The sequence below is a fragment of the Bacillus sp. DTU_2020_1000418_1_SI_GHA_SEK_038 genome (assembly GCF_032341175.1).
GTDB lineage: Bacteria > Bacillota > Bacilli > Bacillales > Cytobacillaceae > Cytobacillus.
Genome location: NZ_CP135435.1, coordinates 3,919,363 through 3,944,584 on the forward strand (window position 1 = coordinate 3,919,363; position 25,222 = coordinate 3,944,584).

A 25,222-nucleotide genomic window follows, 5' to 3' on the forward strand; every position below is an offset into this window, starting at 1 on the left:
TCCGAAATCATTAATGGCGACTGAAATACATTCTAGAATGTAAATGTCAGCAGTTCCTTTCACTGCGCTGGTGTTTACTTCGTACATCAAGGGCAAATTCTGCTGAATCCAACGATAATTTCGTTTTAAAAATAAAAAGAGGAAAGGAAATATCAGCATCTCCCTTCCTCTTACTCTTATAACGAATATCAATTTCAAAAGAGCTTAAATTTACTGCAGCAAGGTGATCTTAATGTGACTGAAGTTGTTCATCAAGTGGGGTTTAATAGTACAAGCTATTTTATTGATATATTTAGAAGTTCTATCAAAATGACTCCATTTTCATACAAAAAATGTAAGATGAGTAATCGATAACGTGGAAATGAACGCAGGACAACGAAACTACCTTAAGAAATTACATAAATAAAAAAGAAAGTAAAAGAACTATAGGCGACTGACCTATAGTTCTGATTTGAATGTAAGATTGATAACGACTACCTCAGCTCGACTGCCAATCCGCAGTGGCGGACCCCATGTTCCAAATCCTGAAGAAACGATAGAATGGAGACTTTCCTTTTGCAGATGCCCCCAGTCATTTTCAAAAATCATCTCTGTAATCAAATTTGCTGGGGCCATTTGACCTCTGTGTGTATGCCCGGACAATACCAAATCTATTCCAGACTGCTCGGCAATATCTAGTTCTTTTGGCTGATGGTCCAGCATGATGATTGGTTTCTTATGATCCAGCCCCTTAACAAGCTCCTTAACCTCTTTCCGATTATCATCTGTTAAATCGTTTCTTCCAACGAGATAAAACAGATCATGAACGAAGACTGTTTCATCCTCTAACATATGAATGCCAGCTTTTTCAAGCTCTTTACCCAAAACTTCAAGATCACTTCCATAATAATCATGATTACCTGGAACAGCATAAACACCTAGAGGTGCACGTAGATTCGCCAATGTTTTCCCCATATTCTTCTCAAGGTATGGGTCAATAAAGTCATCAATGATATCACCCGGGATTAATATAATATCTGGTTGTATGTTTTCCGCAAGATCTACTAACCGTTGAAGATGTTTTTCCCCAACAATTTGACCAATGTGGAGGTCAGAAGCCATTAAAATCTTTACATTCTCTTCTTTTCCCTCTTTATCTATCTGAATATCATATGTTTTCACAACAGGGGACCACGCATTAAATAAACCGTACGCAAAAATAAAAATAAATATGGCAATAACCGTTAATCCAATCCAAAAGATCCCTTTCTTTTTTAGGAGATAGATAAGAAGATTAGCTACAGGCAAAAGGATCAAGCCGTAGCCGATGATGACAAGCCAGAGGTATCCAATTAGTTCCATTGGTGAAAAAAGGCTAAAGCGGCCGATAAACATTGAAATAGAAACAAAGACAATGACACCTATGTAAACGAATTTATTCACACGAAGTCTGGTAGAATTTAACCAAACCCATCCATTGTAGCCAACATAAAAAGAAATGGCTGTATAGATGGCAAAAAAAATGACAATAGCAGAAATAAAAGACATTGATTGTTACCTTTCCAAAGAAATCATTAGTTACCTGTATTATATACCGTGGAAAAATTGTAAGAAAACGAAATGCATTGGCCTAGTAAGAAAAACTGAGTGAGGAATCCCCCACTCAGTCTTTGTGTCTAGTTTCTATTTTAAGTATAAACTAACTAGATAAAAATTTGATTTTCGGAACTCACACTAGAGAATATTTCCCATGCTGAACAACTGTATTTGGCATTTCGTATCCTAAAGCTTTTGCATCCTTACTTGAAATTTCGACTAATACACTATTAGCCCTAACAAGAAACACTTTACCTTCATATCTGTTACTTTTTCTCTCAAAAAGAATAATATCCCCTGCATTCGCCCTTTTTTTATCGGAAAATTCACTCTTTTTTTCATGCATTTTCTGCTATTACGCTCCTATTTATAATATTCAAATGGCTGATTTCTTTTGACTATTAAAGAAGAAAATTCTGTTTAGATGTTAAAAAGATATGATATTTTTTAAAAAATCACCCTTCTAAAATTATCTAAACTCAGACAGCTTCCTTACTTTGTGTTATCATACGAATTGCATATTTAAGATTTTCTAAACATTCTAACCGAATTCTTTCATCGCAAACAAAATCATATAAAAGTTCTTTTTTGAGTTTTGAAGTAACGACAGATAGAGAATCTTCACTTATTTCTTTTAATTGATTCTCATTCAGATAGTTGTAAATTTCTCTTTCAAAGTATTCAACTGTACCAAATAACACAGTCAATTAACATTCCACCTCCATTATAATTTTTTCCATTTACTCAGATAGTCAAAAGATTCTCTAAAACTACCTCAAAAAAAGCCCACCAAAAAGATTGGTGGACTTGTATGATAAAGGCTATTCTATCATAGGTAACAGTATCCAATCATTTGGTAACCCGACGATCATAGCTAATCACCTTAGACTCGTGGCTTTGCGTCCTTATCTTTCAATAAGTTTGCCTTTATCAAACTGATACTTTTATAATAAAGCTTTAGCATGATAATTTCCAATAAAATTCGTCATTTTCCAACATGTTTTAACAAAAATAGTAGTTTTTTACCATTTAAAATAAAAAAAATGATACCAAAGTCCTTTTAAAAAGTGATGTACGAGAATTTTATTATTTGATTGAATTTTTTCTTATAAGGTATTTATTAACTAAAGAAAAAAGCTATCCTTTTTGTTAAAGAATAGCCAAATGATTCTCACGAATTATGAAAAATCACATTATTACACCGCTTCACTGCCCTTTTTCTTCTCATCCTGCACAAAAAGAATCCCAAGCTCATGGTGGTCCCCTTCATATAAGGCCCTTTGAGCAAAGCGGATTTGACCGTTCACATCGAGCACCTCCAGCTTACAATGTGCACGGTTTTTCAATAGTGCCTGATAGAAGCTGTTTCGGTCATGGACAGCGAGACCGTTTACCTTCGTAATGAGCTCTCCAACCTGTAAAGCCATATTGTTCGCTGGGGATCCAGGGATAATCCCAAGAACAAGAACACCATGATTTCTTTTTGAAAAATAAAACGGGAGATTCTCTTCCGCTATTCTCTGTCTTAACGTAATCATCTCGCGCCCAATAATCGCAAGCGTCACCACTGCGATCGAAGCAAGCGGATACCAGTAGCCTGAAATGGATAGCAGCGCTGTAAAAATACCGAGTGTGATGACTTTTTTACCGACTGCCTTCACCGCCTCGGCTGGCAAATTACCTTGAATCTGCTGAAAGAAGCCTACGGCAAACGGGACGAGAATAAGGGAATACGTGCTGCCTCCAAACGTAAAGACCGGCCACCATTCAAAAGGAGTCTGCAGTGCCTCCCCCGGAATAAGAAGAAACACCGGCAGCATCCATAGCCTCTTCACTTCATGAATACCCACTCTCTGGCCACGTTTACTGTTGATCAGCTTAGGAGAGGAACCCTTTTTGCCATTCCTTGAAATAAGTATGCCTTCCCCAATCAGAAGAAGCGCAAGCAGGGCAGCAATCGATGGAAAAATCGTCTGTTCTGAATCCGTTATGGAAGTTAAAAACGCCGGCAGCTTCCATGGGAGTTCAGCCGCAAAAATAGTCACAAAAAAAGCAAAGCCAAGCGTATAGGCTGGCGACATCCAGCGAACTCTTGTCGTTATGCTCCAAACGATAGTTAAGATCGCCGTAAATAGGATTGTTTCCATTGGAATGACAAGACCTGCCGCAATGGATACGAGCGAAAGCCCCAGTCCTGCTAAAATGCCCAATGGAAGCAGTTGCCTCAGCTCAAAATAAGCATTCTCCGCGCGAACATGGAAATTTCTTCTCTCCCGCTTAACCCGAGAAACACCCAATACCGCAGCCATAAAGAATAGAAAATAGAAAACAGGATGAAGAAAAAGCTTTCCCGTCCCCTTTAAAATTTCAAAAAGCCATTCCAGAGCCAACTTAGCCACCTACCTCTATTAGAAAAATACTTGAGTAAGTATGTAGAATATCTATTCGTGTATGCACCCTTCTCGGTGTGCAGCATCCAAAATAAATACTGAATCAAATTGTGAACAAACCTATTACTCTATATTCTATCAAAATGTCCTCTTAAAGCCTATTGCTATATTTTTTGAAAGGAATTCTAGTTGGGTGTTATTAAATATTTTATATAAATTTAGGCGGTTGAAAAGATCTATGTTAGGGTTTTTCAAATCAAAAAAAATCACCGTTTATCAAAAACGGTGACCATCATGTATTATCTAGCTAGAAACCGCAATGCCATTTGCAGTTGCATATCATTCTCTTCTTTTTTCATTTCGGCGATAACCGCTTGTTCAAGTGAGAAGGCTGTTTTTTTATCAATGGTTCCGGTTGGTTCGAGATCATGCTGCTGTTGGAAAGCACGTACAGCCGTTTCCGTGGATTCACTGAAATATCCATCGCTGCGACCGGGTCCATAGCCTAGGCCCTCGAGCATTTCCTGTGCGTTTTTCACCTGTTCATTGTTCATATCCTTCTCAAGGGCTTTATTAATTTGGAGCGGATGTGTATGGAAAATCTTCGGCTGCCTTACCTCCAATGTCGGCTTGATCCCTTCATTATGAATCCAATTTCCATCCGGCGTCAGCCATTTATATAAAGTTAATTTAATGTTGCTGCCATCTCCCATCGGTACCGGCTGCTGAACAGTCCCTTTGCCAAAGGTGTTCTCCCCGATGAGTGCATATCCTTCCGCCTCTTTTAGGGCACCTGCCAGAATTTCGGAAGCAGAAGCGCTGCCTTTATCGATCAGAACAGCAATCGGGTATTTCTTTTTCTCCTTTAAACTGGAGTAATACCTTTTCTTTTCACCTTCGCGTTTTTCTATTTGAATATAAGGCTTTTCACCTGTGACAAGCTTTTTCAGAATTTCCTCTACCGATATTAAAAGTCCACCAGGATTGCCGCGCACATCAATTACTAAGCCTTTCATGCCTTTTTTCTCTAATGACTTAAGTCTTTCTTCAAACTCAGAAGCTGTCTCATTTGAAAAGGATGTTATTTCGATATAACCAATATCCTTCCCATTTTGCCTTTTCAATTCTGAAAATACCGTAATCTGAGGGATTTCATCACGCTTTACTTCAACAATTAGCGGATCCTTTAATCCATTGCGCGCAATTTCCAGCTTCACCTTTGTGCCTTTTTTTCCGCGAATTTTGGAGGTTGCTTGGAAAAGATCCAGTCCCTTTACACTCTCCCCATCCACCTTCAAAATTTGATCACGCGGCTTTAATCCCGCCTTTTCGGCAGGAGATTCTTTAAAAGGTGATATAATGATGATCTTTCCATCCTCCATCCCTACTTCTGCTCCGATTCCTTCAAAGGAGGATTCGAGAGTCTCATTAAATTGTTTGACCGTCTCCTTGTCCATATAGATGGAATACGGATCGGAAAGAGTCGCAAGCATGCCTTGAATGGCTCCTTCTACTAGCTGCTGTTCCCCAACTTTTTCAACATAGCTATTAAGAATGAGACTATACGCCTGCTCAACCTTTGTTAAATCACCATTTCCAGTTGCCGTTGGGAAATTCCCCTCTTCCATTTCGGAAGATTTATTTTCTAATCGTTCCAGCACGGTACCTTGGCTTAAGAATTTCATACCCACATATGTACCGCCAGCCCCTGTCAGAAGTGCACCAGTCATAAATAACGCCATCCATTTTCTATTCATCCCATCTTCCTTTCTATTCGCTACACACTAAGGGTGATCAATTCCGCTTATGGGAAGGCGAATCCTTTCGCTTTTTTTACAACTTTTTTTAAAATATTGACGCCTTTTTGAATGATTTGGGATGTCTTAATAATTCAATATATGACCAAGGTGGACGGGTTATGAGAATTTTATGAGAGATAGGGTTTTAGCGGATCTAATTATGCTTCATGATGCAGTTTCGGACTCGGTATGTTTGATAGCCTTATTGCACATTTTTGAGGACTATCGGAAAAATCACGGAAAACTTAGAACACGGATTCAAATCAACGCAAAAAAGGAAGAAGCCAATGGCCCCTTCCTCCGTAAATTCCTATACTTTTAAAAACTTTCTAACAGACATCATACTGCCCCAAATTCCAATCAATGCGCCCATGAGGAGCAGTAAACCAGAAACTTGGTAGACAAACGGGTTAAAAGCGAGAATCTCGATAAAATTCCCTTTAAGCTTCGGTGCAAGGAAATCATAGAGATAATAGTAGGATGTCGTAACGAGAACGATAGGCATAATGGCCCCAATGATACCAAGCCATAAGCCCTCCAAGAAGAATGGCCATCTGATAAAAGCATTGGTGGCCCCTACTAATCTCATAATCTCAATTTCTCTTCTTCTAGCGACAATAGTAATTTTGATCGTATTCGAAATTAGGAACATGGCCGTAAACAATAATCCTACGATGAGAACGACCCCAACATTACGGCTGGATTTGATGAAGGAGAAGAGCTTTTCAATCTTCCCTTGGCCATAATTAACCTTTGCCGCATATTCCATTTTTTCAATCTTTTTCGCGACCATCATCGTGTCAGCAGGTTTCTTTGTTTTAACAACAAAGACATCATTTAACGGGTTGTCCTGTTCAAACAGCTTGTAGGCTTCCCCTTCTTCTCCAAAGCTTTCAATCAGATTATCAAGCTCCTGATCTTTCGGAGAATAAACTACAGATTTCACCTCTGAAATTTTTTCAATCTTTTGCCCTAATATCTTCTGATCCTCTTCATTGGCGGCCACATCGATATGGACGCGGATTTCCACTTGCTCCTCAAGATCTGTTGCCACTTTATTTAAATTCATCATGATAACGAAGAAAACACCGACCAAAATAAGCGTGACCGTTACAGCACTGGCAGAGGCAAAGGTCATCCAGCCGTTTCTCGCAAGACTCTTTAAGCTCTCTCTTAGATGACGGCGTAGAGTTCTAGCTTTCATAGCCATAATCACCTCTCTGCTGGTCACGAACAATCTTTCCGCCCTCAATGGCGATTACGCGGTGCTTAATTGTATTCACGATTTCCTTATTATGTGTTGCCATCACGACAGTCGTGCCCCTTGTATTAATTTCGTCAAAGATATTCATGATTTCCCATGATGTGTCAGGGTCAAGGTTTCCCGTTGGCTCGTCAGCGATCACAACCTTAGGGGCATTGACGATGGAACGCGCAATTGACACACGCTGCTGCTCCCCTCCGGACAATTCAGTTGGCAGCATCCGGGCTTTATGCTTTAAATTCACAAGCTCTAGCGTTTCCATAACCTGTTTCTTAATATACTTAGGCTGTTCCTCTGTCACTTCAAGCGCGAATGCGACATTCTCATAAACAGATAGAGTTGGCAGCAGCTTGAAGTCCTGGAATACAACCCCAATATTACGGCGTAGGAGAGGGACCTTATTCGCCTTTAACTTCCCAAGGTTTACGCCATTTATTGTAATGGTTCCGCTCGTAGGCTTCTCTTCTCTATACATCATTTTGATAAAAGTTGATTTCCCGGCACCGCTCGGACCTACAACATACACAAACTCACCTGGCTTGATATGTACATCAATCCCATTTGCGGCAACTACCCCATTTGGGTACTTTTTATATACATCTTGCATTTCTATCATTTACATCACCTAATATTTTCATAAAGTTTCGATTGAGTGGCCGCTCACTTTGGGCCTTTATCAAACAACATTCGTTAAAATTCGACAGCAAAAAAACGTAAAACAAGACACCTCATTCATTCATACTTTTTTATTATAACATCATAGGTTGTCTAATTACCTTGAAAAATTATTACATTTTCTTTTCATAGTGTAATAAGTGGGTTAAGAGGGAAATAAAAAACGCTCTGTCATCAAAAACAGAACGTTTCTCTCGTATATTTTACTTTTTAGCAGCTAACCATTCTGAAACCTGTGCTGCTTCATCGCCTTTAAGAAGACCTGCAGGCATTGCACCTTGTCCATTCGCAATGATACCTTCAATTTCTTCCTTAGTGAAGTGAGCCCCAGCATCAGAAAGTTTAGGACCTACAGTACCTTCAAGGTTAGCACCATGACAGCTTGAACATTTTTGATCATATAGCTTTTGAGCATCTCCTGCTCCAGCAGTTGTTGTTTCACCGCCGTTTGTCGTGCCTGTATCCTTCTCATCAGCCGCATTGTCGTCACCGCCGCCACAAGCAGCAAGAACTAGGGATGTACCCATTAATAATGCAAGAAGTTTCTTTTTCACCACAATATCCCCCTCTGGTAAAATTACATACTACAGCTATATTATACCAACATCTTACACCCGTTTGAAACCCTCCCCAAGAACCTCAGAGGCGTCAGAAACCACGACAAATGCAGTCGGGTCAATGGTTTTGACCAATTGTTTCAACTTTGTGAATTCTGTCTGATCGACAACACACATTAGAATTGGGCGTTCATTATCGGTATAACCACCATATGCTGTTAGTTTTGTCACACCTCTATCAATTTTATTCAGGATTCCTTCACGAACTTCATTTTCTTTTTCCGTAATAATTAACGTCATCTTTGAACGTTTCATCCCAATTTGAATAATATCAATCGTCTTACTCGTCACATAGAGTGCCAACAGCGCATAAAGCCCTCTTTCAATATCAAACACAATCGCTGCAGTCAGCACAATTAACCCGTCAATAATCGCAACACATGTCCCCAATGTCAGGCCTGTATATTTATTAATAATTTGTGCAGCCAGATCTGTTCCGCCAGTTGATGCCTTTCCTCTAAAAACAATACCTAGCCCAAGCCCCACTCCAATCCCGCCAAATAGCGAGGCTAATAACGGATCATTCGTCCACGGCTCAAACCCCTTTGTCAAAAAAACGACAAACGGCAGAAAAATCGTCCCCACTAGCGTTTTTGCCCCAAATTGCTTTCCAAGAATCACAATACCGGCAATAAAGAGCGGTATATTAAATGCCCACTGTACGTACGCCGGCTCCCAGCCCACAACTGCCGCCAAAATCGTACTAATCCCGCTTACCCCGCCAGACGCAACCTGATTCGGAAGCAAAAACACATTAAACGTAATCGCTATGATTGCGGCGCCGATAAGTATATTTAGGTATTCCTGCATGGTTTCCCATAGTGTGTTATGTGAAAAATCTCGTCTCGCTTGTCTCATAGGAAAACTCCTTTAGTAAAAAAATCAGAAATTCCAACTAATGCCGTCAGTGAGTATAGCATGAGGTTATCGTTGTGTAAATGCCATTAGATTGCTGTTTTAACGCGGTAAAATGATCTAGGGGGGTTCTTTTATAATAGGTTGTGGATGATTGACTAAAACTATGAATGATTAAAAGGCTAAAGGCCTTTTTACCTAATTCTGTGATATAATCACGAAAAGGAGGTGGACAAAGATGGAGAAAATTCTTTATGAAATATTAGATCAGCTAAAGGATCATTCTAAGAGATTTGATAAACTTGATCAGAGATTCGATGCCGTTGATGAAAGATTGGATACGATTGATCATAGACTTTTCAAGCTTGAGGAGATAGTTCAAAATAATGCTACAGAGTTTAGAAGCCATTTCAAGCATATCCATTCTAAATTGGATCAGCATGAAGATGCCATTCGAATTCTTTCTAACAATTAAAAGATAACTCGGCTGACTTCTTAGTAAGAAAAAAGTACGCATTAACGAAATCGAAGGAAAGAATCCACGTTAAGTAATTTCCTCAATTATCAACAAAGGCAAATGCCAAAATTCCAAATAAAACAAAAAAGGCCTTTGCTGATAGTAAAATCGAGCAAAGGCTTTTATTTATTAACTTAATTTTGACCTAAGGAAGGCATCAATAAATGAATCCAGCTCCCCGTCCATGACGGCTTGCACATTTCCAGATTCAGTGTTTGTCCGGTGATCCTTTACCATTGAATAGGGATGGAATACGTAAGAACGAATCTGGCTTCCCCAGCCGATTTCCTTTTGCTCCCCGCGAATATCGGCCATTTGCTGCTCCTGCTCTTCAATTTTCTTCTGGTAGAGCTTCGCTTGAAGCATTTTCATAGCACGCTCACGGTTTTTAATCTGTGAACGCTCTGTTTGACACGTCACAACGACTCCTGTTGGAATATGCGTGATCCTTACCGCCGAGTCTGTTGTATTGACGTGCTGACCGCCAGCTCCGCTTGACCGGTACGTATCAATCTTCAAATCCTCGGTACGAATGTCGATATCAATCTCATCATTAAATTCCGGCATAACCTCACATGAAACAAAGGAAGTATGACGACGGCCTGATGAATCAAATGGCGAAATACGGACTAAACGGTGCACCCCTTTTTCCGCCTTTAAATAGCCGTATGCATTGTGGCCTTTAATACCCAAGGTTACACTTTTGATCCCGGCCTCGTCTCCTGGCAGGTAGTCAAGTGTCTCAACCTTAAAGCCTTTCTTCTCAGCCCATCTCGTATACATGCGAAGCAGCATGGAACCCCAATCTTGTGATTCCGTTCCGCCCGCACCTGGATGCAGCTCAAGAATGGCATTATTTTTATCATATGGTTCGCTAAGAAGAAGCTGCAACTCAAACTCATTGAAGCGTTTAGACATTTCATTCAACTCCGCCTCAAGCTCTTGCCGAAGCTCCTGGTCATCCTCTTCCTTAACGAGCTCATACGTTAACTCCAGGTTTTCATACGTTTCATTCAAATCATACAGCTCATGGACCTGATCCTTCAATCCATTAAGCTCCCCAATCACCACTTGAGCCTGCTGCTGATCATCCCAGAAACCAGGCTGAAGCATCGTATCATCAAGCTCTGCAATTCGTGCCTCTTTGTTTTCTAAGTCAAAGAGACCCCCTAAAGTCCGCCAATCGCTTAGCTGCTTTTTCTAACTCATGTCGAATATCTGCTAATTCCAATTTCGTCACCTCATATTAGTATTTTTAATTTTATTTTTGGATTTGTTAAAAACAATTTTGATTTGTAAACTGCCAAATGCGCATATGTTCTCGAGTGTTTAGCCACGAATAAATCCGTTCACATGCATACATATATCTCACTATGAAGAGTTCATAACAATCGTTTTGGCGGTTCCTCATGCTAAACGCTCACTATGAAGGGTTCATAGCACTCGTTTTGGCGGTTCCTCTTGCAAAACCCTCACTATGAAGGGTTCATGACAATCGTTTTGGCGGTTCCTCATGCTAAACGCTCACTATGAAGGGTTCATAGCACTCGTTTGGGTGATTCCTCATGCTAAACGCTCACTATGAAGAGTTCATAACAATCGTTTTGGCGGTCACTCTTGCAAAACGCTCAATATGAAGAGTTCATAGCACTCGTTTTGGCGGTTTCTCATGCTAAACGCTCACTATGAAGAGTTCATAACAATCGTTTTGGCGGTTCCACATGCAAAACGCTCACTATGAAGGGTTCATAGCACTCGTTTTGGCGGTCCCTCATGCTAAACGCTCACTATGAAGGGTTCATAGCACTCGTTCTGGCGGTCGCTCATGCAAAACACTCACTATGAAGGGTTCATAGCTCTCGTTTTGGCGGTTTCTCATGCTAAACGCTCAATATGAAGAGTTCATGGCACTCGTTTAGGCGGTTCCCCATACAAAACGCTCACCATGAAGAGTTCATAACAATCGTTTTGGCGATCCCCCATGCAAAACGCTCAATATGAAGAGTTCATGACACTCATAAAACAACAATCACTTATTTAGCCCTTATTTTAAAAAACATGATACTTATTATACTGTTTCCAATTAAAAATTTCACACCTATTTTATTAAAATTGCCTTTAATAGGCTAAAAAAACCGCAAGAAGGCCGGCATAGCTGTTCTGAACGGCTCGCCGGCCCTTATTAGTTCTTCTGTGGACAGTTATGCATTAACCCCACAGCAGTTTTTATATTTTTTGCCGCTTCCGCAAATACATGGATCATTTCGGCCTACACTAATTTGCTTAACCACTGGCTTTTTCTTTACCTTCTCGCCATCTTCTTTAGGGTTTACAGCCTGCCCCTTTGCTACCTCTTGGCGCTCAAGGTTATTACGAATTTCAGCTTTCATGATGTATTTCGCAACATCCTCTTCAATCGCAGCAATCATGTGCTCAAACATCGCAAAGCCTTCATGCTGGTATTCTCTTAATGGATCAATTTGACCATACGCGCGAAGGTGAATTCCTTGACGAAGCTGATCCATCGCATCAATATGATCAATCCATTTTGAATCTACTGCACGGAGTACGATAACTTTTTCGAATTCACGCATTTGCTCTGGCTGTAGGATTTCTTCTTTTTCATCATAGCGTCCTTTTACTTTTGTAAAAATCGCATCCACGATTTCATCCGATTCCTTGCCGCGAAGGTCGTTAACCGTGATATCTCCTTCATGCAGAAGGTTTCCATTCACATAATCGATCAGACCTTGGTAGTTCCAATCTTCATCGTCCCCAGAGTTAGGAGCAAAAGCTTCCACATTACGTTCAAGGGAAGTCATGATCATTTTCTCAACGATCTCACGAAGATTTTCTGATTCCAACACTTCATTACGCTGCGTGTAAAGAATTTCTCGTTGCTGACGAAGGACATCATCATAGGAAAGTAGCTGCTTACGAGCATCAAAGTTATTGCCTTCCACTCGCTTCTGCGCAGATTCAACCGCTTTAGAAACCATTTTACTCTGAATTGGCTGTGAATCGTCCATGCCAAGACGCTCCATCATCGACTTCATATTGTCAGAGCCGAAGCGGCGCATAAGCTCATCTTCCATGGAAAGGTAAAATTGCGTAACCCCCGGGTCACCCTGACGGCCAGAACGTCCGCGGAGCTGGTTATCAATCCGACGGCTCTCATGGCGTTCCGTTCCGATTACAGCTAAGCCGCCCAATTCTTTTACACCTTCACCAAGCTTGATGTCTGTACCACGACCTGCCATGTTTGTCGCAATCGTAACAGAACCCTGTTCACCCGCATTGGCAATAATTTCAGCCTCACGTCCATGGTTTTTCGCGTTCAATACGTTATGGCGAATGCCCTTTTTCGTCAAATATTTCGAAATCACTTCGGATGTTTCAATCGCAACTGTACCAACAAGAACAGGCTGTCCTTTTTTATAGCGCTCAGCAATATCCTCCACAACCGCACGGAATTTCCCATCGATCGATGAATAAATCAAATCGGCACGGTCATCACGAGCAATCGGACGGTTTGTCGGAATCACAATAACATTCATATTGTAAATATTGCGGAATTCCTCTTCCTCTGTTTTCGCTGTACCCGTCATCCCAGCAAGCTTCTCATACATACGGAAGTAGTTCTGGAAGGTAATCGTTGCAAGCGTCATGCTTTCATTTTGAATTTCGAGACCTTCTTTTGCCTCGATAGCCTGGTGAAGCCCGTCACTATAGCGGCGCCCCTTCATCAAACGGCCAGTAAATTGGTCAACAATCACAATTTCGCCTTCTTGAACGACATAATCCACATCAAGATGCATGCTCGAATGAGCTTTTAGCGCCTGTGTAATATGATGATTTAAGGTTACATGACTGATATCAAACAGGTTTTCAATGCCAAAAGCACGCTCAGCCTTCGTCATCCCTTCTTCTGTCAGCTGAACCCCTTTTGTCTTTTCATCAAACGTATAGTCCTCATCTTTTTTCAGCGTACGTACGAAAGCATTCGCCTGAATATAGAGGGCCGCTGACTTTTGCGCAGTACCGGAAATAATTAACGGCGTACGGGCTTCATCGATTAAAATCGAGTCAACCTCGTCAATGACCGCATAATAAAGCGGACGCTGAACCTTTTGCTCTTTGTAAAGAACCATATTGTCACGAAGATAATCGAAGCCGAGCTCGTTATTCGTGCTATACGTAATGTCAGCAGCATATGCAGCCTGCTTCTCTTCCTTTGTCAGGCCATTTAAATTCAATCCTACTGTAAGCCCTAAAAATTCATACAGCTGGCCCATTTCGTTCGCATCACGGCTCGCCAAATATTCGTTTACCGTTACAACATGAACCCCTTTGCCTGATAAGGCATTCAAATACACCGGCAACGTAGCGGTTAAAGTTTTACCTTCCCCCGTCTTCATCTCGGAAATATTCCCATCATGCAGAGATGCTCCCCCCATGATTTGAACAGGGTACGGATACAAGCCAAGAACACGGCGCGCTCCTTCTCTTACAACCGCAAACGCTTCTACAAGCAAATTATCCAATGACTCGCCTTTTTGGTAGCGGGCTTTAAATTCATCCGTTTTCCCGCGGAGCTCATCATCTGAAAGCTTTTCCATATCTGCAGCATAAGCCTCTACTTGTTCGGCTATTTTCGTCAGGCGTTTTAGTTCGCGTTTATTTTGATCAAACACTTTATTTAAAATTCCAAGCATTAAAAACGCTCCTTTATATTGGATATGAGAGGAAATGTGAAAGCCTTTAGAACCCTAATAATTTTCAATCTACATAAATCTCAGCTTATCGTTCTCTCTAGCTTTAAAAAAAGATTCGCTCCTAATCGGCTGAATCCTCCCATGAAATCGTATATTTATACCTATTAATATTAACACTTTCACTGGGGAGTGACAACTTATGGGGGGGAGGGCGGTGTTGTTTGATTGTCTGTAATTGTAAATATGGAGTAAGCTTCCTGGTTTTTATGCTATTCGCGGAAAAGTGGAAGGATTGAGTGGGTTGTTTCCTGTTTTTAAAATATTCATTTAAAAAGTGGAGACAAAGGGCGGTTTGTTTCCTAATTTTAAAAGTTTCCATAAAAAGATGGAAACATCGGCCCTTTAGTTTTCCGATTTTAATATTATTCGTTAAAAAGTGGAAACATTGAGTGATTTGTTTCCTTATAGAATTGGAAGCAATCTATAGCAGAAAAAATAGCGGAATCACTCCCGCTATTTTCCTTGCTTCTTCATATACTTCAAAACATCCAAATCAATTTTTCCCGTAGCCTGCTCCCGGGCTTCAAAGTTTTCCGTATGAATATAAGTGGTCAAAGCTTTAAAAAGCTGTTCATCATCATGCTTAGCATCCAGATATTGCAAACGGACCAATTCCTGTGCAACAGTTTCCTTCACTTCCCCCTCAACATCCACAATATTCTCCGCTTTGGCTGGAGAGAAGTAAAGCTGTTGAAGCTGGTAAATGCGGATAAGCTCCTTAATCGGCTCCGGATGATCATCAACCCGAAGATCAATGTACCGATCATTAAATCCGCCATAGCCTCCCTTATCTTTTACAACAAGCAGTGCCGCAGATTGCTGGCCCCGGCTATCCCCACCTGCTGACTGTCCGGCATCAAGTGCCGCAAGCAGCCGTTCAGCCAATGTACCTTCCGTGCTCTGAAAGGTGTCTGCCATCGCCTGCACCGTTTTTTCATCAACCAAAATATTTCCCTGTGCCGCAAAATGAGGACCTGTGACTCCCCCAGCCCAGTCATAACAGCCTTTTCCCGTAAAGGTTGCCGCATTCCCCTCTGCATCAATGATTCCAACCTGGCGCAAACCCTTTTGCGGATCCTCTTCCGTAATGATGTCCATTACCTCCTGTGCTGTTTTCCCTTCAGCAAATAATTCAAGTGCCCTCGGGCCATAGGAAGTATTCGCATACGATTGAGTGGCTACCGCGCCAACCCCGGCTTTGGCAAACGGCACAACAGCCCCTACACCAAGAAACTTAGACTGAACAGCAATTCCCCACTCCTTCTCCTTTGGATCAAAACCGACAATTGAAAACGTCACTGAAATGCCCCCTCTTTTTAAAAATATTCACCAAACCGCAATTGCCCCGTCTGTCCGAGACTCGGTTCCTCCCATAAGCACACCAGTCTCTAAATCACGCCAAATAATTTGTCCGCGGCCAAAACCGCCTGAGTCCACCATCATTTCTATTTGATGCCCTTTTCTTATCAAGGCTTGTGCAAGCGATAGCGGAAAATGCGGCTCAACCCGTACCTTTTTATCCTCCATCCACTGCCACCTTGGCGCGTCAAGAGCAGCCTGCGGATTAAGGTGAAAATCAATCGTGTTCATGACAATTTGCATATGTCCCTGAGGCTGCATAAAGCCGCCCATGACGCCAAAAGGACCAACAGCTTGATTCCCTTTCGTTAGAAACCCCGGAATAATCGTATGAAATGTCTTTTTTCCAGGCTTTAAGGCATTATGATGACTTGGATCGAGCGAGAAATCATACCCCCGATTTTGCAGAGCAATGCCTGTCCCCGGAACGACCAAACCGGATCCAAACCCCATATAGTTGCTCTGGATAAACGACACCATATTGCCCTCAACATCAGCAGTTGCCAGGTATATCGTTCCACCACTTGCTGGCTGATAAGGCGCCGGCATCATCGCCTGCTCGCTTATTTCCGCTCTCCTCCGTGCCCCATACTCCTCAGACAGCAGCTCACTAATTTGAAACCTCATCTCTTTCGGATCAGTAATATAAGCTTTTCCATCTGTAAAAGCGAGCTTCATCGCCTCAATTTGTTTATGTATCGTGTCCACCGAATCTCTGTGACTAAAAGAATAGCCGTTTACAATATTTAACCCTAATAATGCAATCAGCCCCTGGGTGCTCGGCGGGATTTCCCACACATCATACCCCCGGTAATTTACCTTGATGGGTGTTACCCATTCAGCTTTATACCCTGCTAAATCTTCTTCTGAAAGAAAAGCGTTGTATTTTTTAGAAAAAGCGGCTATTTTATCAGCTAATTCGCCTTTATAAAAACTCTCACCGTATGTATCGCCAATAGACCGTAATGTGGCCGTATGATCTGCAGAACGCCACATCTCTCCAATCTTTGGTGCCCTTCCGCTTGGAGCGAACGTCTCAAACCAATGCTGAAATTCCTCCCCCTTCAACACCTGCTTAAATCTCTGATAGGCAAACTCCCAGTACTTACCTAAGATTGGGGTCAAAGGATAGCCGCTTTCAGCATAGTCAATCGCTGGCTGCAGAACTTCCCGGAAAGAAAGCCGGCCAAATCTTTTCGATAATTCAGCCCATCCAGAAGGAGCACCCGGCACCGTAACCGGCATCCACCCGTGGACAGGGATTTTTTCATATCCTCTTTCTTTCAGTGCTTCAATGGAAATGCTTCGCGGCGCTGGACCACTCGCATCTAGACCGTAGAGACTCCCATTTGCCCAAACAAGTGCAAAAGCATCTCCCCCAATGCCATTCGAGGTTGGCTCCAAAACTGTTAACGCCGCTGCTGTGGCAACCGCGGCATCAATCGCATTTCCGCCTTTTTTGAGCATATCGAGCCCAGCCTGAGCAGCAAGCGGCTGAGAAGTCGCCACCATCCCCCTCTTGGCCATCACCGTCATTCTTTGGGAAGGATAGGGATGAAACTGAAGATCCACATTCATTGGCAACACCCTTTTAGTCATATTATTCTAATTATACCAAATTATTAAAATATATGGATTTTTACTAGAATAATTTTTAAAAAGAAACCCACTAAAAAACCCCGCACAGTGGCGGGGTTCTCAATCTTATCATTATTGCGCTTCAATCAAGCCATAACGGCCGTCTTTACGCTTGTATACAACATTCGTTAGACTGGTCTCAGCATTTGTAAACACATAGAAACTGTGACCGAGCATATTCATTTGAAGGATCGCTTCCTCGCTATCCATTGGCTTCAAATCGAAGCTCTTTTGACGGACCACTTCTAGATCTTGCTCCTCATCTACTGGAGTTCTTTCAGAATCGTCCAGCGTCACGAACATAGCTGGAGCATGGCCCTTTTCACGGAACTTACGGTTAACCTTTGTTTTATGCTTACGAATTTGACGTTCTAGCTTATCAGTGATCAAATCAATCGCTGCATACATATCATCATGAACTTCCTCCGCACGAAGCACAAGATTCGGCATCGGAATTGTAACTTCTACTTTAGACTTTTTATCTTGATACGTTTTCAAATTCACATGTACAGTTGATTCAGGAGTTTCAGTAAAATACCTTTCTAGCTTAGCAATTTTCTTCTCGACATAGTCTCGAATTGCTGGAGTTACCTCAATGTTTTCACCACGAATGTTAAAATTCATAAGTGAGCTCCTCCTTTTCATTTACAAATGCTACGCTTTTTGGGCTGGCCATTTTGAAATAAAAACGGCTGTTTAAAAAGCGCTAAGTCTTATTAAAAAGACTATATATTACATTTCTATTTTACCCTATAAAATTCCTGCTAGTACAGGAAAAAAGTTTGTGGAAAGTGTCGATAATGTGAATAATCAATTACTTTTGCTTATATCTAAAATAATTGTTATATACAAAAACTTCACCCTTTTTTAATGGGTATAAACCTAGTGGCGGGAGTATTGGGGTTTAACGGGTGAGATATTAAGCATACTTGTTTCTAATCTGCCTGGTGCCTCTAACTAATTCTTCGCAATCATATTCATTCACACAATCTTCCCAGTAGCCATACCTCAGTTGTAAAATCCTCAAGCATAACGTTCGTATGATTTCACTTCTTTCATAAAAACTTAGAAGCTGTTCAAAAATCGACTTCATTTCTCTTTCCATCTTCATTCATCCCCTACTTCAGCTCACTGCGCTCGTAATATCCGCATTGCTCCGTACAAACCCATGCTGGGAAAGCATCCACAATCATATCCCCATTTTTGTCAAACAACACTTCTTCAATGGCATCTTCATATAAGAGAACCACATTTGGGGCAAAGCTTTTTATTGGTCAAAATAACAACTCCTTAAATTGTAACGTTCATCGCACCAGGAAGTGTGTTTGTTCATATACGTTGTTTGATTGGGGAATTCCGGCATAGTCTTTGTCAACACTACTGCTAAAAAAAGTAAAAAACTAGCCTGATCTAAGACAAGCTAGTTACTAATTTACTTAATTTATTTACATACCCAACTCATCAAGTCTAAAGACATTCTTTATTAAACCTAAGCTTTAATTTCTTTTATCATAAAATATCCCATCGGTCGAAATTGACTCGTATGAATGTATATATTTTGAGGATGTTTCTTTCTTCTGATTAAAGGTTTTTATATCGTGTTGAATAGATAACTTTTCTTTTAAAAGCAGCTCCTTTAATTGCTTGCTTAGTTCAATTACTTGCTTTCCAGCTGCCATTTCTTCTTGAGAATAAGGGGACTCTAATTGTTTTAACAACCCCTCCCTCTTCTCTAACAGGTGATCTACTTTCATTATCTTCTCATCACGGTCAACTTCATCTTGAAGAGTATTTATTAATTGTAATGTAACCTCAATAATTTTATGAACGGGCCCCACTATACACGACCGCCATCAGAATATTGTTTTTTTCGATTTAGTTGAATAGCTTCTTTCCATGTGTCGCGGAACTCTGTTACTAATTCTTCTACCTCAGATAAAATATCAATATCATTATTAATATTTGCTTCTACCAATCTATTGTATAAATAATCATATAAACTCATCATATTTTTGGACACTTCGTATCCCATATTAAGAGTAACCATTAACTCTTGGATAATTTTTTCTGCCTTTATGATATTCGTGTTTTTTTCTTCGATGTTTTTTTCTATGATTGCTTTTTTGGCAAGTGTAATAAATTTTAAACAACCATTATAAAGCATTAATGTCAGCTCACCAGGAGAAGCAGTATTCACTGTGTTCTGCTGATAGGATTTGTAGGGATTTTGAATTGCCAAAGCCGCACATCCTTTCTACTTACTAAATTATTCCGTTCAAGAAGCTGTTTGTTTTATCAACATATTCGATCCAAAAATTGAGACTAGTCACGGATACTCGATTTGGAAAAAGCGATCTTCAAAATGAATAATAAGCTCATTAAACTTTCTTATCAACCATTAAGCCCAGAAATTCGGTCATCGCTGCATACATATCGAGCATTTTTTTAGATGGAATCTCTTTTATCACTTCTTTTGTAACATCATCAGTAATTGTGACGTAATATTCACCTAATTTATCATGGAATTCAAATTTCAAAGAAGTGTGAGCGGGCTGAATAAAATCATTCATGCTTTGCACGACTTCTTCTACCTTTTGTTTCGTTAGTTTAGGTTGATTGATATCAGTAATTTGAATATTTTCATTTATATTCTTTTGATTAGTAGTTTTATCTATTATCTCTGTAGTTCTAAGCTGCGAGGAAAAGCTACTTGCCGAAAGACGGTCAATCATAATAATTTCCTCCAGAATATTTGAGTAGTTAAGTTTTACATCGGTTGATTACATATTTAATTAATTATTCTCGCTAGGTATGTACAGTTATTCAACTAGGCCTTGAATAACTAACTTTTTTCCAAAAATCTATCTAGTAAAGTGTGTACTACCACTTCGTTTTTTTACATTCCGCCTCCAAACTGTTGCATTAGCCATCCGCTTTGTGAGTTAGCTCTTTGAAGAGCGGATTCCATCGCTTGAAACTGCCTCCAATAGCGGGCTTCCACTTGAGCTAATCTCTGCTCTTCTCTAGTAATACCACTGTTTATATTTTTCAGCTCTTTAGCCATCAAACTATTAACATCAGTAGCTGAATTTAGAGAGCCAGCTTTAGAACTTAGTTCAGATACACCCCAATTTATTCTTTCGTACAATCTGCGTCCAATTCCGCTTTCATCATGCTTCAGTTTACTCGTTATTGTAGTACCATTTTCAGAACTAGTCGCGGTAAATAGCTTTATAACACTTTCTAAATTGTTTTCAATTGCCGCTTTTAGCTTTGTTTCATCTATCTCTAATTTCCCATTATCCCTAAATTCTTTACTAGTTGTAATTCCAATATTAAATAGAAACTTAAATCCTTCATCGCCAGTTTCAACAGCAGCGCCTAAACTAGATCTAAGATCAGTGAGGAATTTGGAAATAGTTCTATCCCCATTTAACATACCACTTTTTGCTTTATCTTCCCATAACTCTATTTCCCGGTCCTTCATTTCACTCTTTTGTTCTTCAGTTAAAGGCGGAAAGTCCCGATAGCGTTTTTCTGTAATCTTAGAGTTCAGTTCAGCAATGAGCTCATTATACTTTTCAACAAAATTTTTAATATTGTCAAATGTTGATTGTGTATCTCTTTTTATTTCCATAGAAACCGGCTGGTCTGATGTTATCTTAGATTTTAAATCAAATTTAATACCATCATATGTGAAGCTATTGCTTGTAGGATTAATTGTCAAACCGTTAATTACTACTGATGCAGGAATTGCATTTGCACCTTTAGCTGCAGATATACCTTTAGGAGAAAAATCATCTAAACTGTCATTTACTTTTCCGTTAACGACCCCCAACTTATTTGCAGTAGAAACTGTATCACCGTCCACAGTTAAATCTGTTATCGAGATTTCGGAGTTTTCAGCCTTATTAGAGCTTGTTAAAATTAATGAACCCCCATCTTTAAAGTAAGATGCCGTAACTCCTGCACCAGCTCCATTTATTTTAGTAATAGCAGAAGATAACGTATCATCCGTACCAATAGTAATAGCCTTACCATTTAGTTTAAAAGATATCTCCTCTCCTATTGCTCCCTCTGCTAAATCTAATTTAAAACTTACCGATGCAGCTCTAGCGTCAGTAGCCAAAGTAGCTTCACTAATTATGTAAGTTGAGGAAGAAGGATTGCCAGTTACTGTTGCTCCTATCTTCTCGGTATTTGTTACAGATGCCATCTTTTTGTTAAAAGAAGCCTGAAGTCTTAGATTCTCTGTTTCTGTACGAAAACTGGCAAGCTTAGCATTTATTTCACGATAAGAATCTGTTTTCCACATATTAATTGTTTTAGATTGTTGTAATTTTATTAACTTGCTTTTTTCAGCATTAACTAGCTGTTTTATCATACTTTCAGTGTCTAAACCTGAGGCTAGACCAGAAAATCTTATAGTAGTATTATTTATCATATTTTACCCTCCGTAATTGAATTGCATATACACGTCTTAAGTAAATTATGGCAGTTTATAATATCAAATTCTAATATTCTTAATATCGGCTTGATTTTTTAAAAATTGAGAGCTTAACTAGAGAATTTTTATAGACTTGAATTCAATGGTCCCTTCACTCACTAATGAATGACAGTTGGTTTTGTTTTTGATATCTAAGATTAAAAGCATAAACTTTTCACTATTAGAGTCTGCTAGAGCTTTAGTAGCTGAGAAGCATCCTTTTGTGACTTAATCTTATGGTCCTCTTACACCAAACTCGATTACCTCACCATCGCGAGTGAAACAATGTTCACTCGCTTCGCAAGCTCTTGCTTCTTTTCCTTTACAACATCAATCAATGGCAAATATAACTGTATTCTGTAATTATACTTTTCCATTTATACATTCCTCCTAAAATTGAAATAGCCCCTACTCCCACAATAGAAGTAGAGGCTTGTGTAGCTTGTTTCTTGAACATTTAGCACTCATAGAACAAATGTACGTTCCTTTCTATAATAGATATCTCGATAACTAGTTATTACTATTTATGCAAACTGTTTCCTCTTCTATGTTTCTTGTTTTGAAGGAGATCAATGCCTAGATTAATTACATTATTATCGGTTCATCATTAATTCTATCTTTGTTGCACTTTCACACTTATCCTTCGCTTCCTCTATAGTATTTCCAGCACCATCCACATTTAAAGAACTGACTGCATAATAAGGATATAGTTTATTGGGATAGTGATTTACAATTTCCTTTAGATTTTACCTTGAATTTCTTTTTCGTATTCTTCAATAATAGGCATATTATCCTTCCTCCCTTACAATCGAGTAGGAGGGAGTAATTAACTCCCGACCTCTCACACCACCGTACGTACGGTCCCGTATACGGCGGTTCAATAACTTGAGTATCGACGTTGATATAAGTGGTTAAGGTCTTTTAGACCCCATTTAATGAGCGTCTTTATTTTAATTGCATTATGAAGCGTTCCGCAGCCTGAAATCCTCCAATAACCCTTTCGGGTATTGGCTACTTTACAAGCCTCATCATGTTTGATTCCTAATCTCCTTAGTTGCTGATACCGTGTTTTAACCCTCTTCCATCTTTTCCATATAATCTGTCTTAATCGATGATTCAACCATTTTGTAACGTCTTCGATAAACCTTTTCATCAAGCTGATTCCATAGTAATTTATCCAACCAACTGTCGCTTGGTTAATTTCCTTGGCTATTTCCTCAAATTTACCTGGGCGATTCCGTTTTGTTAGATTCTTTAGTTTAGTTTTAAACCTCTTCTTAGCTACTTGGTGCGGTCTGCAACTAACACCTTTAGAGGTAGTGTGTATACAGAAACCTAGAAATTTCAATTTTGTTGGACTTCCTATTTGACTCTTAGTGCTGTTAACTGTCAGTTTTAAATCCTTTTCAAGGAAGTAGGTGATACTTTCCATTACACGTTGTCCGGCTCGTTTGCTTTTAACATAGATGCAGAAGTCATCCGCAAAGCGCACGAATTTGTGTCCACGTCCCTCTAATTCCTTATCTAGTTGATTTAAGTAGATATTACTCAGTATTGGCGAAAGAACGCCACCTTGAGGAGCACCAGAGTCCGTTGATTTCGTTAGTCCATTTTCAAGGATTCCACTCTTAAGAAATTTCCAGATTAACTTTAGGACTATATTGTCTTGTATAAATATCTTTAGATATTCCATCAGCTTTTGGTGATTTATTGTGTCGAAGTAACTCTTTAAGTCACAATCTACAACCACTTTATATCCTTGTTCGTAGTATTTGATGGATTGTTCAATAGCTTGATGTTGATTTCTGTTAGGTCTGAATCCATAACTCATTTCCGAGAAATAAGGGTCTATTATCCCACCGATTACTTGATAGATTGCTTGTTGGACCATACGGTCCCTTACACATGGTATGCCTAACTTACGTTTAGACCCATCCGGTTTGGGTATTTCAACTCGTTTAACAGGTAAAGGGTTATAAGTGCCATCCTTCAATTTTCTTTTAAGATATTTGTGGTATTTTTGCACATGACCAAAAAGTTCATCTACTTTCATTCCATCAATTCCGGGTGCACCTTTATTTGCTTTAACCTTTTCACAAGCCCTAAGTAGATTTTCGTCATCAATTATCTTGTCAATTAAATCGATACCATCTTGGCGTCCTACTTCTGTATAGACAGAACTACACGCTTTCGCATACTCTTCAGTTTCCAACCTATCCATTTGCGAATAGCCATCTTTCGATGTATTCTGTGGTCTATGCACTGCCTTTACCTCCGTATTTTCCCAAGATTGTTATTGTTCAGCCCTTCATTCCGATGGAACTACTATGGCTTCTGCTGACTTCTTACAATTCAGTCTATCATCACTAACAGACTTGTTCCTGTGAGATATTCCATCTCTCTTGTCGAGAACCCTTGTAAGACCTCCCCGGGTAAGAGCTATAACCTTCCTCCCATGTAACTGCTATATTTACTGTATAGGATTCGTGCAGTATTGGACTTTGTTTTGTTATGCAAACTCGTCCGTCCTAATTCAGCCTTATATATAGTTTCTGTCCGTCAGTTCGGGATTTTGCCTCCGGCTTCCTTCAGATTCCACCTCACGGTGGACACCCTTGCCATTAGCTAACAGTTCCTACTGCCAAGCCTGTAGTGGACTTTCACCACCAAGTTATAGCCCATGCCGGGCGCACATAAAATAGAGACCCTAGCAAAACTAGAGTCTCCCTTAAGTTGAATATAAAATTAACGAAGTAATTGTAATACAGCTTGTGGCTGTTGGTTAGCTTGAGCAAGCATTGCTTGAGAAGCTTGGTTAAGGATGTTGTTTTTAGTGAAATTCATCATTTCTTTCGCCATGTCAACATCACGGATACGAGATTCAGCAGCTTTTAAATTTTCAGATGAAGTATCTAGATTTTTTATTCTATGTTCTAATCTATTTTGAGCTGCACCTAGTTTAGATCTTTCATCTGAAACTGTTTTAATGGCAGCATCTAAACTTGAAATCGCAGCTGATGTGTCAGTTGAAGGTGCCACATTATTACCATTAACAGCCAATCCAGTGGCACTCATATTAGCAATTCCTAATGTCATAGTCTGACCATTATTTGCTCCTGTTTGGAACGTTCTTTCCCCATCACCAGTTATTTCAATTGCAGTGCTATCTAAACTTGCTGCAACAAAATCACTATTCGTTACAATGGTGATATCAAATTGATCAATTCTAATTGTTTGTGCTCCATCAGCCATTTGTTCCACCAGCAATGATT

At 39.9% G+C, this 25,222-nt stretch carries 21 protein-coding genes, 2 pseudogenes and 1 riboswitch; of the genes and pseudogenes, 2 read left to right on the top strand and 21 right to left on the bottom strand.

Going from position 1 to position 25,222, the window contains the following annotated elements:
- Positions 1-183: 183 nt before the first annotated feature.
- A pseudogene (locus RRV45_RS19605) lies at positions 184-354 on the top strand (helix-turn-helix domain-containing protein); the annotation flags it as partial.
- A gap of 84 nt (positions 355-438) precedes the next feature.
- On the opposite strand, the gene RRV45_RS19610 reads toward RRV45_RS19605, so the two are convergent.
- The 9 genes from RRV45_RS19610 to RRV45_RS19650 form a co-directional block, all read right to left on the bottom strand.
- Positions 439-1,527 (bottom strand): metallophosphoesterase, encoded by a 1,089-nt coding sequence (locus tag RRV45_RS19610; protein WP_315666336.1) that lies wholly within the window; start codon positions 1,525-1,527, stop codon positions 439-441.
- 181 nt (positions 1,528-1,708) lie between these two features.
- Positions 1,709-1,921, bottom strand: a complete 213-nt coding sequence (locus RRV45_RS19615) for a DUF2187 family protein (RefSeq protein ID WP_315666337.1) — start codon at positions 1,919-1,921, stop codon at positions 1,709-1,711.
- Between the two features lie 133 nt (positions 1,922-2,054).
- Entirely contained in the window at positions 2,055-2,276 is a 222-nt protein-coding gene (locus RRV45_RS19620; RefSeq protein ID WP_315669094.1) for a hypothetical protein, read from the bottom strand.
- Positions 2,277-2,427: 151 nt separating this feature from the next.
- Positions 2,428-2,511: riboswitch (cyclic di-GMP riboswitch) on the bottom strand.
- Between the two features lie 260 nt (positions 2,512-2,771).
- A complete protein-coding gene (locus tag RRV45_RS19625) occupies positions 2,772-3,965 on the bottom strand; it encodes a PDZ domain-containing protein (RefSeq protein WP_315666338.1) in 1,194 nt (397 codons plus the stop codon).
- 299 nt (positions 3,966-4,264) lie between these two features.
- Positions 4,265-5,722: a S41 family peptidase gene (locus tag RRV45_RS19630; protein ID WP_315666339.1), complete on the bottom strand. Its 1,458-nt coding sequence runs from the start codon at positions 5,720-5,722 to the stop codon at positions 4,265-4,267.
- Positions 5,723-6,074: 352 nt separating this feature from the next.
- Positions 6,075-6,968, bottom strand: a complete 894-nt coding sequence (ftsX, locus tag RRV45_RS19635) for a permease-like cell division protein FtsX (RefSeq protein WP_315666340.1) — start codon at positions 6,966-6,968, stop codon at positions 6,075-6,077.
- Positions 6,958-7,644 (bottom strand): cell division ATP-binding protein FtsE, encoded by a 687-nt coding sequence (ftsE, locus tag RRV45_RS19640; protein WP_315666341.1) that lies wholly within the window; start codon positions 7,642-7,644, stop codon positions 6,958-6,960. Before ftsE ends, ftsX begins: the two co-directional genes overlap by 11 nt.
- 262 nt (positions 7,645-7,906) lie before the next feature.
- A complete protein-coding gene (cccB, locus tag RRV45_RS19645; protein WP_315666342.1) occupies positions 7,907-8,257 on the bottom strand; it encodes a cytochrome c551 in 351 nt (116 codons plus the stop codon).
- A 54-nt stretch (positions 8,258-8,311) separates the two neighbouring features.
- Positions 8,312-9,178: a YitT family protein gene (locus RRV45_RS19650; protein ID WP_315666343.1), complete on the bottom strand. Its 867-nt coding sequence runs from the start codon at positions 9,176-9,178 to the stop codon at positions 8,312-8,314.
- Between the two features lie 235 nt (positions 9,179-9,413).
- Between RRV45_RS19650 and RRV45_RS19655 the strand changes: the two genes are divergently transcribed.
- Complete coding sequence (locus RRV45_RS19655; RefSeq protein ID WP_315666344.1) at positions 9,414-9,650, top strand: hypothetical protein; 237 nt, start codon at positions 9,414-9,416, stop codon at positions 9,648-9,650.
- Positions 9,651-9,821: 171 nt separating this feature from the next.
- Here RRV45_RS19655 and prfB read toward each other — a convergent pair.
- From prfB to RRV45_RS22130, 12 genes and pseudogenes are all read right to left on the bottom strand, one after another.
- Positions 9,822-10,923 (bottom strand): peptide chain release factor 2 gene (prfB, locus tag RRV45_RS19660; RefSeq protein ID WP_315666345.1). Its coding sequence is split into 2 segments (ribosomal slippage): positions 9,822-10,850 and positions 10,852-10,923, totalling 1,101 coding nucleotides; the frame shifts between segments, so codons are not numbered across the junction.
- Between the two features lie 970 nt (positions 10,924-11,893).
- The gene (gene secA / locus RRV45_RS19665; protein ID WP_315666346.1) at positions 11,894-14,407 is read right to left on the bottom strand and encodes a preprotein translocase subunit SecA; all 2,514 of its coding nucleotides are present in this window, start codon (positions 14,405-14,407) and stop codon (positions 11,894-11,896) included.
- A 513-nt stretch (positions 14,408-14,920) separates the two neighbouring features.
- Positions 14,921-15,766, bottom strand: a complete 846-nt coding sequence (locus tag RRV45_RS19670; protein ID WP_315666347.1) for a DUF1028 domain-containing protein — start codon at positions 15,764-15,766, stop codon at positions 14,921-14,923.
- Between the two features lie 27 nt (positions 15,767-15,793).
- A complete protein-coding gene (locus RRV45_RS19675) occupies positions 15,794-17,404 on the bottom strand; it encodes a gamma-glutamyltransferase family protein (RefSeq protein WP_315666348.1) in 1,611 nt (536 codons plus the stop codon).
- A gap of 132 nt (positions 17,405-17,536) precedes the next feature.
- Positions 17,537-18,088 carry a ribosome hibernation-promoting factor, HPF/YfiA family gene (gene hpf, locus RRV45_RS19680; RefSeq protein WP_315666349.1) on the bottom strand — a complete coding sequence of 184 codons (552 nt, stop codon included), beginning with the start codon at positions 18,086-18,088 and terminating at the stop codon, positions 17,537-17,539.
- A gap of 295 nt (positions 18,089-18,383) precedes the next feature.
- Complete coding sequence (locus RRV45_RS19685; protein ID WP_315666350.1) at positions 18,384-18,569, bottom strand: hypothetical protein; 186 nt, start codon at positions 18,567-18,569, stop codon at positions 18,384-18,386.
- Positions 18,570-18,960: 391 nt separating this feature from the next.
- Positions 18,961-19,302, bottom strand: a complete 342-nt coding sequence (locus tag RRV45_RS19690; protein WP_315666351.1) for a flagellar protein FliT — start codon at positions 19,300-19,302, stop codon at positions 18,961-18,963.
- Complete coding sequence (fliS, locus tag RRV45_RS19695) at positions 19,302-19,703, bottom strand: flagellar export chaperone FliS (protein ID WP_315666352.1); 402 nt, start codon at positions 19,701-19,703, stop codon at positions 19,302-19,304. Before fliS ends, RRV45_RS19690 begins: the two co-directional genes overlap by 1 nt.
- Before the next feature lie 139 nt (positions 19,704-19,842).
- Positions 19,843-20,196, bottom strand: a complete 354-nt coding sequence (flaG, locus tag RRV45_RS19700) for a flagellar protein FlaG (protein WP_315666353.1) — start codon at positions 20,194-20,196, stop codon at positions 19,843-19,845.
- A 164-nt stretch (positions 20,197-20,360) separates the two neighbouring features.
- Positions 20,361-21,908 (bottom strand): flagellar filament capping protein FliD, encoded by a 1,548-nt coding sequence (fliD, locus tag RRV45_RS19705; RefSeq protein ID WP_315666354.1) that lies wholly within the window; start codon positions 21,906-21,908, stop codon positions 20,361-20,363.
- A 919-nt stretch (positions 21,909-22,827) separates the two neighbouring features.
- The gene (ltrA, locus tag RRV45_RS19710; protein WP_315666355.1) at positions 22,828-24,213 is read right to left on the bottom strand and encodes a group II intron reverse transcriptase/maturase; all 1,386 of its coding nucleotides are present in this window, start codon (positions 24,211-24,213) and stop codon (positions 22,828-22,830) included.
- Between the two features lie 482 nt (positions 24,214-24,695).
- Positions 24,696-24,947: pseudogene (locus RRV45_RS22130) on the bottom strand (flagellin); the annotation flags it as partial.
- Between the last annotated feature and the right edge of the window lie 275 nt (positions 24,948-25,222).

What these genes read in the sequence shown, in the direction of transcription:
- RRV45_RS19655 (WP_315666344.1), top strand. Translation starts at nt 9,414, where the DNA reads ATGGAGAAAATTCTTTATGAAATATTAGATCAGCTAAAGGATCATTCT.
- RRV45_RS19630 (WP_315666339.1), bottom strand. Translation starts at nt 5,722, where the DNA reads ATGAATAGAAAATGGATGGCGTTATTTATGACTGGTGCACTTCTGACA.
- RRV45_RS19615 (WP_315666337.1), bottom strand. Translation starts at nt 1,921, where the DNA reads ATGCATGAAAAAAAGAGTGAATTTTCCGATAAAAAAAGGGCGAATGCA.
- secA (WP_315666346.1), bottom strand. Translation starts at nt 14,407, where the DNA reads ATGCTTGGAATTTTAAATAAAGTGTTTGATCAAAATAAACGCGAACTA.
- hpf (WP_315666349.1), bottom strand. Translation starts at nt 18,088, where the DNA reads ATGAATTTTAACATTCGTGGTGAAAACATTGAGGTAACTCCAGCAATT.
- RRV45_RS19685 (WP_315666350.1), bottom strand. Translation starts at nt 18,569, where the DNA reads ATGGAAAGAGAAATGAAGTCGATTTTTGAACAGCTTCTAAGTTTTTAT.
- flaG (WP_315666353.1), bottom strand. Translation starts at nt 20,196, where the DNA reads ATGATTGACCGTCTTTCGGCAAGTAGCTTTTCCTCGCAGCTTAGAACT.
- RRV45_RS19610 (WP_315666336.1), bottom strand. Translation starts at nt 1,527, where the DNA reads ATGTCTTTTATTTCTGCTATTGTCATTTTTTTTGCCATCTATACAGCC.
- ftsE (WP_315666341.1), bottom strand. Translation starts at nt 7,644, where the DNA reads ATGATAGAAATGCAAGATGTATATAAAAAGTACCCAAATGGGGTAGTT.
- ftsX (WP_315666340.1), bottom strand. Translation starts at nt 6,968, where the DNA reads ATGAAAGCTAGAACTCTACGCCGTCATCTAAGAGAGAGCTTAAAGAGT.
- RRV45_RS19675 (WP_315666348.1), bottom strand. Translation starts at nt 17,404, where the DNA reads ATGAATGTGGATCTTCAGTTTCATCCCTATCCTTCCCAAAGAATGACG.
- RRV45_RS19650 (WP_315666343.1), bottom strand. Translation starts at nt 9,178, where the DNA reads ATGAGACAAGCGAGACGAGATTTTTCACATAACACACTATGGGAAACC.
- fliD (WP_315666354.1), bottom strand. Translation starts at nt 21,908, where the DNA reads ATGATAAATAATACTACTATAAGATTTTCTGGTCTAGCCTCAGGTTTA.